The sequence below is a fragment of the Pseudomonas sp. NPDC089422 genome (genome assembly GCF_044749405.1).
Taxonomy (GTDB): Bacteria; Pseudomonadota; Gammaproteobacteria; order Pseudomonadales; family Pseudomonadaceae; genus Aquipseudomonas.
Map to the genome: position 1 here is coordinate 143,269 of NZ_JBIVHW010000003.1, position 12,893 is coordinate 156,161.

The 12,893-nt window shown below is 64.1% G+C and carries 9 protein-coding genes and 1 riboswitch; of the genes, 6 read left to right on the forward strand and 3 right to left on the reverse strand.

The genetic code is table 11. The features are described 5' to 3' along the window. The first annotated feature begins 4 nt into the window (after positions 1 to 4). Together ACIPZ8_RS06875 and ACIPZ8_RS06880 are read left to right on the forward strand one after the other, a co-directional pair. Positions 5 to 625, forward strand: coding sequence for an SOS response-associated peptidase (locus ACIPZ8_RS06875; protein WP_294330983.1), 621 nt, complete (start codon positions 5 to 7; stop codon positions 623 to 625). Positions 626 to 704: 79 nt separating this feature from the next. Further along, positions 705 to 1,520 (forward strand): M48 family metallopeptidase, encoded by an 816-nt coding sequence (locus ACIPZ8_RS06880; RefSeq protein WP_400720804.1) that lies wholly within the window; start codon positions 705 to 707, stop codon positions 1,518 to 1,520. A gap of 38 nt (positions 1,521 to 1,558) precedes the next feature. Here the strand turns inward: ACIPZ8_RS06880 and ACIPZ8_RS06885 are convergent, their stop codons facing one another. The 3 genes from ACIPZ8_RS06885 to ACIPZ8_RS06895 form a co-directional block, all read right to left on the reverse strand. After that, positions 1,559 to 2,140 carry a TMEM165/GDT1 family protein gene (locus ACIPZ8_RS06885; RefSeq protein WP_400721549.1) on the reverse strand — a complete coding sequence of 194 codons (582 nt, stop codon included), beginning with the start codon at positions 2,138 to 2,140 and terminating at the stop codon, positions 1,559 to 1,561. Between the two features lie 23 nt (positions 2,141 to 2,163). Next, a riboswitch (yybP-ykoY riboswitch) is annotated at positions 2,164 to 2,352 on the reverse strand. A 39-nt stretch (positions 2,353 to 2,391) separates the two neighbouring features. After that, on the reverse strand, positions 2,392 to 3,390 hold the full coding sequence (locus ACIPZ8_RS06890; protein ID WP_400720807.1) for a methyltransferase: 999 nt from the start codon (positions 3,388 to 3,390) through the stop codon (positions 2,392 to 2,394). Positions 3,391 to 3,453: 63 nt separating this feature from the next. Beyond that, positions 3,454 to 4,419, reverse strand: coding sequence for a 2-hydroxyacid dehydrogenase (locus ACIPZ8_RS06895; protein ID WP_400720809.1), 966 nt, complete (start codon positions 4,417 to 4,419; stop codon positions 3,454 to 3,456). A gap of 163 nt (positions 4,420 to 4,582) precedes the next feature. Here ACIPZ8_RS06895 and ACIPZ8_RS06900 point away from each other — a divergent pair, with 163 nt between their 5' ends. The 4 genes from ACIPZ8_RS06900 to ACIPZ8_RS06915 all read left to right on the forward strand — a co-directional run bounded on the left by ACIPZ8_RS06900 (position 4,583) and on the right by ACIPZ8_RS06915 (position 12,875). Further along, complete coding sequence (locus ACIPZ8_RS06900; RefSeq protein WP_400720812.1) at positions 4,583 to 6,265, forward strand: fatty acid--CoA ligase; 1,683 nt, start codon at positions 4,583 to 4,585, stop codon at positions 6,263 to 6,265. A gap of 329 nt (positions 6,266 to 6,594) precedes the next feature. Next, positions 6,595 to 8,514: a DUF1302 domain-containing protein gene (locus ACIPZ8_RS06905; RefSeq protein WP_400720814.1), complete on the forward strand. Its 1,920-nt coding sequence runs from the start codon at positions 6,595 to 6,597 to the stop codon at positions 8,512 to 8,514. A gap of 25 nt (positions 8,515 to 8,539) precedes the next feature. After that, entirely contained in the window at positions 8,540 to 9,904 is a 1,365-nt protein-coding gene (locus tag ACIPZ8_RS06910; RefSeq protein WP_400720817.1) for a DUF1329 domain-containing protein, read from the forward strand. A 253-nt stretch (positions 9,905 to 10,157) separates the two neighbouring features. Then, positions 10,158 to 12,875: a LuxR C-terminal-related transcriptional regulator gene (locus tag ACIPZ8_RS06915; protein WP_400720820.1), complete on the forward strand. Its 2,718-nt coding sequence runs from the start codon at positions 10,158 to 10,160 to the stop codon at positions 12,873 to 12,875. Positions 12,876 to 12,893: the final 18 nt, after the last annotated feature.

Here is a 12,893-nt window from a genome sequence, read left to right on the forward strand (position 1 = left end):
GCCCATGTGTGGACGTTACGCCCTGTTTCGCTGGCCCCAGGCGCTGGCCGGTCTGCCGGGCTTCCCTGCCGGCCAGCCGGCCCAATGGAATATCTCGCCCGGTGCTTCGGTGCTGATCCAGCGCCAGCTCGACGGCCAGCAGCAGCTGGCCAAGGCGCGCTGGGGGCTGACCCCTGCCTGGCTCACCGACCTTTCGCGCACCCCCGCCCATGCCCGGGCCGAGACCTTGGCCGAGCAGCCAATGTTCCGCGAGGCCTTTCGCCTGCGCCGTTGCCTGATGCCGGCCAACGGCTTCTACGAGTGGCGCGGCACGGTGCGCAAACGGCCTTACTGGCTGACGCCAGGGGAGGGCGCCTCGCTGTATTTTGCCGCCGTGTGGGAGGCCTACCCGGTGCAGGACCAGGTGTGGTTGAGCTGTGCCGTGGTGACCCAGGCCGCGATGAACCAGCGCCGGCCGCTGATTCTCGACGAAGCTGGCCAGGCCGCCTGGCTGGACCCGGACACACCGTTGCCGCGCTTGCACGAGTTGCTCGCCAGCCCGCCGGCGACGCTGCGCGAGCGGGCCCTGGCGAACTTCGTCAATGATCCGAAACTGGACGCGCCAGAGTGCCTGACGCCCGCTTGAGTGAAATCTTCTCTGCGGCTATGGCGAGTGACGGGCGACTCAGCCTAGGATACGGCGCATGTAAAAAGGGAGTGTTTTGATGCGTAAGTCTTTTGTCGTCAGCCTGTTGAGTGCTGGCATCCTGCTGGCCGGCTGCCAGGCGGTGAATACCACCAGTGGCGGTGCTGTCGGCGTCGAGCGCCAGCAGTACATGTTCAGCATGCTCTCGACCGATGAGGTCAACCAGATGTACGCCCAGTCGTACCAGCAGACCCTCGGCGAGGCGTCGAGCAAAGGTGTGCTGGACAAGTCCAGTGCCGATGCCAAGCGCGTACAGGTTATCGCCAACCGGCTGATCGCCCAGACGCCCAAGTTCCGCCCCGATGCCGCGCAATGGAACTGGGAAGTCAACGTCATCAAGAGCGACGAGCTCAATGCCAACTGCGGGCCGGGCGGCAAGATCATCGTGTACACCGGGCTGATCGACCAGCTCAAGCTCACCGATGCGGAAATCGCCGCAGTGGTCGGCCACGAAATCGCCCACGCCTTGCGCGAGCACAGCCGTGAAGCGATGTCCAAGGCCTATGGCGTACAGATGGCGCGCCAGGGCGCCGGTGCATTGCTTGGCCTTGGCCAGGACAGCATGGCGCTGGCCGACGCCGTGGTGAACTACTCCATGACCCTGCCCAACAGCCGCGCCAACGAGAACGAAGCCGACCTGATTGGCCTGGAGCTGTCGGCGCGTGCCGGTTATGACCCGAATGCCGCGATCACCTTGTGGAACAAGATGAGCAAGGCCTCGGAGGGCGCACCGCCCGAGTTCATGAGCACTCACCCGGCGTCCAGCAGCCGGATTGCCTCGTTGCAGGCGGCGATTCCGAAGGTGATGCCGCTTTACGAAGCGGCCAAGAAGTAAACCGATCGGGGCCGCAAAGCGGCCCCAGCTTTTTCAGGTCAGCCCACCCAGCCACTGGTCTTCATCGCCGAATACACGGCCACGATCGCCAGCACGAAGAAGGCGGCCGCTGCCAGGCGACGAATCAGCGTCAGTGGCAGTTTCTCCGCAGCGAAGTTGCCCGCCAGCACGACCGGCACGTTGGCAATCAGCATGCCCAGGGTCGTTCCGACGATGACCAGGATCAGGTGCGGATACTGGGCAGCCAGCATTACTGTGGCAACCTGGGTCTTGTCACCGATTTCGGCCAGGAAGAAGGCGATCAGCGTGGTCAGGAACGGGCCGAAGCGGCGGGCCGGGTTCTCGTCATCGTCCATCTTGTCCGGCACCAGGGTCCACAGCGCGGTGGCGGTGAAGCTTGCGGCAAGAATCCAGTGCAACACCGACTCGCTGAAGAAACTGCCGACCCAGGCACCCACGGCACCGGCCGCGGCATGGTTGGCCAAGGTGGCGGCAATGATGCCGGCGATGATCGGCCAAGGCTTGCGGAAGCGTGCAGCGAGGATGAGCGCGAGCAATTGCGTCTTGTCGCCGATTTCGGCCAAGGCAACGATTGCAGTGGGGACCAACAGAGATTCCAGCATCAGGATTCCTACGGGGGCGGGTCGACACGGCTATGACACGTACAACCTTCCCGCCCCGGGTAAGGTGTGCGTGTCATAGGTCTTGTCAAACCGAGGACCTGTCTGTGCAGGTCGCTGGGTCGCACGCGCCATGGCCTGTGGGCCAAGTATGTTGACGCGTACCGGGCGAGCAGGGCGCTCGCGGGAGACTACTCCCCTAGGACGGTGCGGATTCTGCCTAGCCAAAGCAGTTTCGGCAAGCCCTGTTTTTAACTGCGTGTTGCGCGATAGATACGGAAGCCATCGGCCTCGGCGCAGGTCTGGCAGTTGCCCAGGGCACCTTCGATCAGTGGCTGATAGCGCAGGAAGCTGTTCGCCACAAGGCGCATTTCGCCGCCTTTTCGCAGATGTTGGCCGGATTTTTTCAGCAGGTTTTCCGATGCCTGGTAGTTGGTGTGCACCCCGGTGTGGAACGGTGGGTTGCTCAGGATCAGGCTCAGGTCGGCAGGCGCGGCATCGATGCCGTCGCCGCTGATGACGTCGCCTTCAAGGTTGTTGGCCGCCAGGGTCAGGCGGCTTGCTGCAACGGCGAAGGCATCGACATCCAGCAGGGTGACCTGGCTCTGTGGATAACGACGCTTGACCGTGGCACCGAGCACGCCTGCGCCGCAGCCGAAGTCGAGCACATGGCCGACCGGCAGGTTGTCCAGGTGCTTGAGCAACAGGGCGGTGCCGCGGTCGAGGCGGCCATGACTGAACACCCCAGGCAGGCTCACCACCTGCAGTGGGCCATCTTCGAGGTCGAGCGTGAAGCGCTCGGCCAGGCTTTCCAGTGGTTTGGCTTGCGGGGCGTTGTCCACGGTCACCTGCCACAGCTGGCAGTGCCGCGCGCTGTCCAGCTTGCGCGGCTTGCCGAAAGCCTGCAGCTGCTTGGCCGCGCCTTCGATGCCACCACGCTTTTCACCCACCAGGTAAAGCTCGCGGCCCGCCAGGCCGGATGCCAGGGCATTGAGCAGGTAGGCCGCCAGTTCGCGGGACTTGGGCAGGAACAGCACGGCCGTCTCGAAGGCGACCGGCGGCACGTCGACGCCGTAGTGGCTGCGCCCGGGGAAGCGGCTGTCGAGCATGGCCTGGTCACCGGCATGCCAGGTCCAGCCATGGGCCTGGGGCAGTTGCCCGAGCAGGCCGTCGGCGGGGGCGCCGGCGAGCAGCAGAGGGCCCTGGAACAGCTCTGCCTGGCGGAGCAACACTTCACTGCGCGGGTCCATGGACGACGCCTCCTGAAAAAAGTGGCGCAGTGTAGCAGAGCCGGGCGCGCGACTGAGCGGGCCTCAGCTGACCACGCGGCGTGGCTGGCCTTCGAAGAAAGCCTTGGCGTTTTCGCTGAGCTGGCCAACGATGCGCTGGCGCGATTCCACCGCGCCCCAGGCGCTATGTGGGGTGATCAGTAGCCGCGGGATGCCCTTTTCCAGCAGCGGGTTGCCATTGACCGGCGGCTCGACGCTCAGCACATCGGTGGCCGCGCCGCCCAGGTGACCGTTGCGCAAGGCGTCGGCCAAGGCCTGCTCGTCGATCAGGCCGCCGCGTGCGGTGTTGACGACCAGTGCGCCTTTTTTCAGCAGCGCCAGTTCGCGGGCACCGATCATGTGCCGGGTGTGCTCGTTGAGTGGGCAGTGCAGGGTCAGCGCGTCGACCTGCGGCAGCAGTTCATCCAGTGCCAGGCGATCGTCACGGGCCGGGCGGCCAGGGATCTGCCCGCTCAGCACGCGCATGCCGAAGGCTTCGGCCAGCCGTGCCACTGCGCCGCCCAGTTCGCCATGGCCGAGCAGGCCGAGGGTCTTGCCTTCCAGTTCGACGATCGGGAAATCCAGCAGGCAGAACTGGCTGGCCTTGGCCCACTCGCCGTCAGCCACCGCCTGGTTGTAGTCGCACAGGCGCGTGGCCAGGGCCAGCAGCAGGGCGAGGGTGTGCTGGGCCACCGACGGCGTGCCATAGCCCTGGCAGTTGCAGACGGTGATGCCCTGGGCGCGGGCAGCGGCCAGGTCGACATTGTTGGTGCCGGTCGCAGCCACCAGGATCAGCTTCAGCTGCGGGTTGGCGGCCAGCGTGGCGGCATCGAGCATGACCTTGTTGCTGACCACCGCGGTCGCGCCCTGCAGGCGTTCGGCGAGCTGCTCCGGGCGGGTGGCGGCAAACAGCTCGAATTCGTCGAACTGCTGCTGCAATGGCGACAGGTCGAGGTCGCCAAGGTCCAGGGATTGGTGGTCGAGAAACACGGCACGGCGCAAGCTGGGCATCAAGGGAAGCTCCGGAGGCAGGGCAGGGGTTGATCCATCTCCCCGCACAATGCCACTCATACCTCGCACAGCCAAATCATTCCTTCGGCTGATTTGACCGTCACATTGAGCTACTACAGTAGATCCAGACTTGTTCGGCATGCTTTTCAGAAAAGGGATCACCATGTTGCAGACCCGCATCATCAAGCCCGCCGAGGGCGCCTATACCTTCCCTCTGTTGATCAAGCGCCTGCTGATGTCCGGCAGCCGCTACGAAAAGACCCGCGAGATCGTCTATCGCGATCAGCTGCGCCTGACTTATCCACAGCTCAACGAGCGTATTGCCCGCCTCGCCAACGTGCTGACCGAAGCCGGGGTCAAGGCCGGTGATACCGTGGCGGTGATGGACTGGGACAGCCACCGTTACCTGGAATGCATGTTCGCCATCCCGATGATCGGCGCGGTGGTGCACACCATCAACGTGCGCCTGTCGCCCGAGCAGATCCTCTACACCATGAATCACGCCGAAGACCGCTTCGTGCTGGTCAACAGCGATTTCGTCGGCCTCTATCAGGCCATCGCCGGGCAACTGACCACGGTCGACAAGACCCTGCTGATCACCGATGGCCCGGACAAGACCGCCGACCTGCCGAACCTGGTCGGCGAATACGAGCAACTGCTTGCAGCCGCCAGCCCGCACTACGACTTCCCGGACTTCGACGAGAACTCGGTGGCTACCACCTTCTACACCACCGGCACCACGGGCAATCCCAAGGGTGTCTACTTCACCCATCGCCAGCTGGTGCTGCATACCCTGGCCGAAGCCGCAGTGACCGGCAGCATCGACAGCGTGCGCCTGCTCGGCAGCAATGACGTGTACATGCCCATCACGCCGATGTTCCACGTGCATGCCTGGGGCATCCCCTACGCGGCCACCATGCTCGGCATGAAGCAGGTCTACCCGGGCCGCTACGAGCCGGACATGCTGGTCAAGCTGTGGCGCGAAGAGAAGGTCACCTTCTCGCACTGTGTGCCCACCATCTTGCAGATGCTGCTCAACTGCCCGAATGCCCAGGGCCAGGACTTCGGCGGCTGGAAGATCATCATCGGCGGCAGCGCCCTGAACAGCTCGCTGTACAAGGCCGCGCTGGCCCGCGGCATCCAGCTGACCGCAGCCTACGGCATGTCCGAAACCTGCCCGCTGATTTCTGCCGCGCACCTGAATGACGAGCTGCAGGCCGGCAGCGAGGATGAGCGTGTCACCTACCGCATCAAGGCCGGTGTGCCGGTGCCGTTGGTGGAAGCGGCGATCATCGATAGCGATGGCAACTTCCTCCCGGCCGATGGCGAGACCCAGGGCGAACTGGTGCTGCGTGCGCCGTGGCTGACCATGGGTTACTTCAAGGAGCCGGAAAAGAGCGAGGAGCTGTGGCACGGTGGCTGGCTGCACACCGGCGACGTCGCCACCCTCGACGGCATGGGTTACATCGATATCCGCGACCGCATCAAGGACGTGATCAAGACCGGCGGCGAGTGGATCTCCTCGCTCGACCTCGAGGACCTGATCAGCCGTCATCCTGCCGTGCGCGAAGTGGCGGTGGTCGGGGTGGCCGACCCGCAATGGGGCGAGCGCCCGTTCGCCTTGCTGGTGGTGCGTGACGACAAGTCGATCGACGCCAAGGCGCTCAAGGAGCATCTCAAGCCATTTGTCGAGGAAGGGCACATCAACAAGTGGGCCATTCCGAGCCAGATCGCCGTTGTTACTGAAATTCCCAAGACCAGTGTCGGCAAGATCGACAAGAAGCGTATCCGCCAGGACATCGTCCAGTGGCAGGCCAGTAACAGCGCCTTCCTGTCTACCTTGTAAGCCCGCTGCGGGCCGCACACGACGGTGTGCGACCCGCATGCTAGACAGCCTGAGGCCTTGCCAAACGAAAAAAATCGGCCATGCTTCAGCACGGCCGATGCGCTGCCCGGGAAACACCGGGGCGATTTGGCAGCGGGTGCGCAAATCACACTTTAGAGGGATCAAGCACCTGAGCCTGCTGGCTATAGTCGGGGCCAGGGGATCTTCAGGAATGGGGGAGAGCGGTACGCGCAAGACGTGCCGCTGCAGGGCAAACCTGCACACCGGTCGCTCGGGCCGTTTCTGAAAGGACTCACTGCCATAACAATAAAGTACATGGAGTAGCGTCGATGAAATCTGCAAATCCGTTCTGGCGCCGGGCCAGGTTGCCCCTGGCCGTCAGCCTTGCTTCCACGCTCGCAAGTCCTGCTTTCGCTGTCAGCTTCAACATTGGTGAAATCGAAGGCCAGTTCGACTCGTCGCTCTCCGTCGGCGCCAGCTGGTCCACCGCCAACCCCAACCAGAACCTGATCGGGGCCAACAACGGCGGCAAGGGCCTGTCGCAGACCTCCGACGACGGCCACCTGAACTTCAAGAAGGGCGAAACCTTCTCGAAGATCTTCAAAGGCATCCATGACCTTGAACTCAAGTACGGCGACACCGGCGTGTTCGTACGTGGCAAGTACTGGTACGACTTCGAGCTGAAAGACGAACACCGTGAATTCAAGGACATCAGCGACTCGGGCCGCAAGGAAGGCGCCAAGTCGGCGGGCTCGGAACTGCTCGATGCCTTCGTCTATCACAACTACGCGATCGGCGATCAGCCGGGCTCGGTGCGTCTGGGCAAGCAGGTGGTGAGCTGGGGCGAAAGCACCTTCATCGGCGGCGGCATCAACGCGATCAACCCGATCGACGTCTCGGCGTTTCGTCGTCCTGGAGCCGAGATCAAGGAAGGCCTGATCCCGGTCAACATGTTCTACGTGTCGCAGAGCCTCACCGACAACCTGTCGGCCGAAGGCTTCTACCAGATCGAGTGGGACCAGACGGTTGTCGACAACTGCGGAACGTTCTTCTCGCAGCCGGACGTGATTGCCGATGGCTGCAACAACAACCTGGCCGTGCTCGCCACGAAAAACGCGCTGACCAGCCGGCTTGGGCCGCTGGCGACTCCGGTAAACAACACCCTGGCCGCCCGGGGCGTGACCTACGGCAACCCTGACGAAGGGGTGATCGTGCGCCGTGGCGCGGATCGCGATGCACGCGACAGCGGGCAGTTCGGTGTGGCCCTGCGCTACATGTTCGAGCCGCTCAACACCGAGTTCGGTGGCTACTTCATGAACTATCACAGCCGTGCGCCCATCTTCAGTGGTCGCGGCGCAGACCCTCAGTTCTACAGCACCACCGGCCTGGCCGGTGCGCTGGTCAGGGCGGGGGTGCCGGCCGGCGCGTTGGCCGGCCTGCTGCCCAGCCTGATGCCGTTGCAGGTTGCAGGCAATTCCAGCTACTACGTGGAATATCCGGAAGACATCCGCCTGTACGGCTTGAGCTTCTCGACCACGCTGCCCACCGGTACTGCCTGGAGCGGGGAAATCAGCTATCGGCCGAATGCCCCGGTACAGCTCAATACCACCGATATCCTCTATTCGGGCCTGACCCCGCTCAACCCCAACGTATCCGTGCTGCAAGGCACTCCGGGGGCCGACCAGCCGGGCTACCGCCGCAAGGAAATCACCCAGCTGCAGACCACGTTCACGCACTTCTTCGACCAGGTGATGGGTGCGGAGCGGCTGACCATGGTCGGCGAAGTCGGCTGGACCCACGTGGGCGGCCTGGAAAGCACTTCCAAGGCGCGTTACGGGCGTGACCCGGTGTTCGGGCCGGGCCCGTTGCCCAATGGCCAGTGCGAGGCGCTCAACACCAGCACCCTGGGTACTTCGAATGCCAACAACGTGTCGCGCTACTGCGAAAACGACGGTTACACCACTGCCGATTCCTGGGGTTACCGCGTACGTGCGATCTGGGACTACAACAACGTCTTCGCCGGAGTGAACCTGCGCCCGAGCGTGGCCTGGTCGCATGACGTCGATGGCTACTCGCCAGGCCCGGGCGGCAACTTCGAGGAAGGGCGCAAGGCGATCAGCCTCGGCCTGGATGCGGAGTATCAGCAAACCTATACCGCCAGCCTGTCGTACACCACCTTCTTCGACGGCAAGTACAGCACCGTGGATGATCGCGACTTCGTCGCCCTCAGCTTCGGCGTGAACTTCTAAGAACACTGATCCAGGACGACACGAGATGAACAAGACCAGAAGTCTGTTGCAAGCCGGTGTACTGGGCCTGTCCCTGCTGGCGACCAGCGTCATGGCTGCGGTTTCCGCCGATGAAGCGGCAAAACTGGGTAGTACCCTGACCCCGATGGGGGCAGAAAAGGCCGGCAACGCCGATGGTTCGATCGGCCCCTGGGAGCCGCTGTCGAAGACCGCAGGGAGTGTCGATGCCAAGGGCTTCCTTGCCGACCCCTATGGCAGTGACAAGCCGCTGTTCACGATCACCGCGCAGAACGCCGATCAGTACAAGGACAAGCTCTCGCCGGGCCAGCTGGCAATGCTCAAGCGCTACCCGGACACCTTCAAGATCCCGGTCTTCAAGACCCACCGTGGCTCCACGGTGCCTGACGATGTGTTCGCCGCGATCAAGAAGAACGCCACCGCCACCACCCTGGTCGAAGGCGGCAACGGCCTGAACAACTTCCAGACGGCCGTGCCTTTCCCGATCCCGAAAAGCGGCCTGGAAGTGATCTGGAACCACATCACCCGCTACCGCGGCGGCAGCGTCACCCGCCTGGTAACCCAGGCCACGCCGCAGCAGAACGGGTCGTACAGCCTGGTGTACTTCCAGGACCAGTTCGTGTTCCGCGACCGGATGAAGGATTACGACCCGAACAACCCGGGCAACATCCTGTTCTACTTCAAGCAGGAGGTGACCGCTCCAGCGCGCCTGGCGGGTACCGTGCTGCTGGTGCACGAGACCCTCGACCAGGTCAAGGAGCCGCGCAAGGCGTGGATCTACAACGCCGGTCAGCGCCGTGTGCGCCAGGCCCCGCAGGTGTCGTACGACGGCCCGGGTACCGCGGCCGATGGCCTGCGTACCTCGGACAACCTGGACATGTACAACGGCGCGCCGGACCGTTACGACTGGAAGCTCGAAGGCAAGAAGGAGATGTACATCGCCTCCAACGCCTTCAAGCTGGATGACCCCAAGCTCAAGTACGCCGACATCCTCAAGGCCGGGCACATCAACCAGGACCTGACCCGCTACGAGCTGCGCCGGGTCTGGCACGTGGTCGCGACGCTCAAGCCGGGCCAGCGGCACATCTACGCCAAGCGTGACTTCTACATCGACGAGGACACCTGGCAAGCTGCGGTGATCGACCAGTATGACGGCCGCGGCCAGCTGTGGCGCGTGTCCGAGGCCCATGCCCAGCCGTACTACAACGTGCAGGTGCCGTGGTATACCCTTGAAACCATCTACGATCTGCAGTCGGGCCGCTACCTGGCCCTGGGCATGAAGAACGAAGAGAAGCGTGCCTACGACTTCGGCTTCAGTGCCAGCAAGGCCGATTTCCAGCCAGCCGCCCTGCGCCAGTCGGGTATCCGTTGAGCTGAAACCCTGCAACTCCGTGTGACCCTCCCAGAACACCCCGGCTTGCCGGGGTGTTTCTGTTTGGCTTTGCCGATAAAACCGATGAATACCTCGCCAAAGCCCCGCCCCAGCCACTGTCTATCAGCCATGTTGCGTTTTGTCGCAGTCTTTTCCGGGCCAATGGCTCCCATCGTCTTCAAATGCGTTGCATTACCCGCTAGTCTCGCAAGCATCCGTACCGCCGTAGTCTTCCCAACAGAACGAGCCGGCCATGACAGATCTGTCCCGTACGCATGGATTCGCCAGTCAGGCCCTGGGCCTGCTGGACGGGCGCTTCTTCCGGCCGCCACAGCCGGACGGCCACGTGCCGCGTGCCCGTCTGTGTCAGCGGCTGCAGAGTGGCCTTGGCGGGCGTCTGCTGCTGGTCAACGCGCCTGCTGGCTTTGGCAAAAGCTCCCTGGCCATCGAATTCTGCGAGTCGCTGCCGAGCCATTGGCGCAGCCTCTGGCTCGGCCTGAGCCTGCGGGATGCCGACCCCGGCCGTTTCCTCGAACGCCTGCTCGAGGGGCTGCAGCAGTACTGCCCGGCATTGGGAGGGCAGGCCATGGGCCTGCTGAAGATGCGCCAGCGCCACCAACCCTTTGCGTTCGAAGAGTGGATCGACAGCCTGCTCGACGAGCTGGCGCTCTACCTCCAGGCCGATACACCTTTGCTGCTGGTACTGGATGACTATCACCTGGCCCAGGGGCCGGTACTCGATCGCTGCCTGCAGTTCTTCCTCAATCACTTGCCCGCTGGCCTGGTAATGCTGGTCACCAGTCGTCAGCGCCCGGACTGGCACCTGGCACGGCTGCGCCTGTCACGGCAGCTGGTCGAGCTTGGCGAGCAGGATCTGCGCCTGACAGCGGACGAATCACTGGCGGTGATTGGCCGCCAGCCCACGGGGCTGCGCGGTCAGGCGCTGGACAACCTGATTCAACGCAGCGATGGCTGGGTGGCCGGGCTGCGGTTCTGGCAGTTGGCCGCCAGCGAAGCCGGTGACGAGCATGCCTTGCCCCAGGCCCTGCACGGTGGTGAAGGGTTGATCCGTGATTACCTGCTGGAAGAAGTCATCGTGATGCTGCCGGCCGACGTGCAGGCGTTTCTGTTCGACACGGCCTGCCAGGAGCGCTTCTGCGCGGCACTTTGCGATGCGCTGCGTGAACGTCACGACAGTGACGCGATCCTGCGTTATCTGCAGGCGCATCAGGTGTTTCTGGTACCGCTGGACGAGCATGGCCACTGGTATCGCTACCATCACCTGTTCTCAGACCTGCTGCGCAGCCGCCAGTCCAGCGAACCGCTGGCGCGCCTGCACCTGCGTGCCTGTCGCTGGTTCCAGGCCCAGGGGTTGCTCGACGAGGCGGTGGAACAGGCATTGCGTGCCGGCCACCTCGATGTTGCCGCCGACCTGGTGCAAAGCCTGTCCGAAGAACAACTGCTGGCCGAGCAGAACGTCGGCATGCTGTTGCGCTGGAAGATGGACCTGCCCGACAGCCTGCTGATCAGCACGCCGCGGTTGATCGTGCTGTACAGCTGGGCGCTTGGCCTGGCCTGCCAGCTGGATGCCGCAGAGGAACTGGTCGGTTACCTCAGTCGCTTCCTGCCTGCGCCTTCAGCCACTGCGCAGAAGTCGATGCTGGCGCAGTGGCTGGCCCTGAGCGGGGTCATTGCCCGTGGCCGGGGTGATCGCGAACGGACCCTGGCCTATTGTGGCGAAGCGCTGCAGAGCCTGCCGAGCAAGCGCTATGGTCAACGCCTGGTGTGCCTGTCGACGTTGTCCAACCTGGCCATTGCCGACGGCGATTTCTGGCGTGCCCGTGGCTGGAACCGCGAAGCGCTGGAGCTGGCGCAGCGTGTCGGCAACCCGTTGTTCGAGGCGCTGGCGCATTACGATCGTGCGCGGGTGCTGCATGCCCGCGGCGAGGTGTTGCGGGCGCTGGATGAAGTGCGCCAAGGGTTGCAACGCCTGCAGGGGCTGTCGGCTCAGCGGCTGTATGCGGTGCGGGCGCGGCTGACCCTGTACGAGGGCTACCTGCTGGTGGCGCGCCTGCAACCTGCGCAAGGGCGCGCGCGTTTGCGTGCAGGGCTGGGCGAGGCGCGCGCCTGCCGCGACATCAGCGTGCTGATCGGCCATTGCGTGATTGCTTCGCTCGATGGCCGTGAGGGCCAGTATGCCGAGGCGTTCGCCGAACTGGCCGAGGCGGAACGGCTGATGCACATCTGGGATGTGCCACCGATCTTCTACTTGGCGATGATCACCCTGGTGAAGTGCGAGCTGTGGCTCGCGCAGGGGCGCATCGATCTGGCCGAGTCCTGGTTGCTGCGCCTGGGGCAGACCTACGGCGGCGAGCACCCTGCGGCGGCGCCAGAGTTCCACCCTTTGCTGCCGTTGCATATCGAACTGCAGCAGGCCCTGCTTGAGCGTGTGCAGCAGCGCAGTGAAGACGCCGTGGCGCGCCTGTGCGCCCTGGCCGAACGCGGGCAGGCCAGTGGCGGCATGATGCTCACCCTGCACGCACTGTCGCAGTGGGTCGACCTGTTGTTGAGCGAGGGGCGCGAAGCACAGGCAGCGCAGCTGTTCCCCATGGCATTGAGCGCAGCCCGGGGCGGGGTGGTGCAGCCCTTCCAGCGATTGATCGACTTGCACCCTTCATGGCTGCGTGAGCAACTACTGGCGCAGCCAGCCTGCCAGGCCCAGGCCGAACTGCTGGCGCGTCTGCCAGAGCCTGCGGCACCCTCGGGCAGTGCCGCTGAAGCACTGAGTGGTCGTGAGCTGGCGGTGCTTGAGTTGATCGCCCAAGGCTGTTCCAACCAGCAGATCAGCGAGCGGCTGTTCATCTCCCTGCATACCGTCAAGACCCATGCCAGCCATATCAACAGCAAGCTGGGGGTGGAGCGTCGCACCCAGGCAGTGGCCCGCGCCAAGTCGTTGGGCTTGCTGGCCTGAAGCTGGCCGCAAGGGGCA

Coding starts and splice junctions, on each gene's coding strand:
- ACIPZ8_RS06890 (WP_400720807.1), bottom strand. CDS start 3,390: ATGGACCCGCGCAGTGAAGTGTTGCTCCGCCAGGCAGAGCTGTTCCAG.
- ACIPZ8_RS06900 (WP_400720812.1), top strand. CDS start 4,583: ATGTTGCAGACCCGCATCATCAAGCCCGCCGAGGGCGCCTATACCTTC.
- ACIPZ8_RS06915 (WP_400720820.1), top strand. CDS start 10,158: ATGACAGATCTGTCCCGTACGCATGGATTCGCCAGTCAGGCCCTGGGC.
- ACIPZ8_RS06910 (WP_400720817.1), top strand. CDS start 8,540: ATGAACAAGACCAGAAGTCTGTTGCAAGCCGGTGTACTGGGCCTGTCC.
- ACIPZ8_RS06875 (WP_294330983.1), top strand. CDS start 5: ATGTGTGGACGTTACGCCCTGTTTCGCTGGCCCCAGGCGCTGGCCGGT.
- ACIPZ8_RS06905 (WP_400720814.1), top strand. CDS start 6,595: ATGAAATCTGCAAATCCGTTCTGGCGCCGGGCCAGGTTGCCCCTGGCC.
- ACIPZ8_RS06895 (WP_400720809.1), bottom strand. CDS start 4,419: ATGCCCAGCTTGCGCCGTGCCGTGTTTCTCGACCACCAATCCCTGGAC.
- ACIPZ8_RS06880 (WP_400720804.1), top strand. CDS start 705: ATGCGTAAGTCTTTTGTCGTCAGCCTGTTGAGTGCTGGCATCCTGCTG.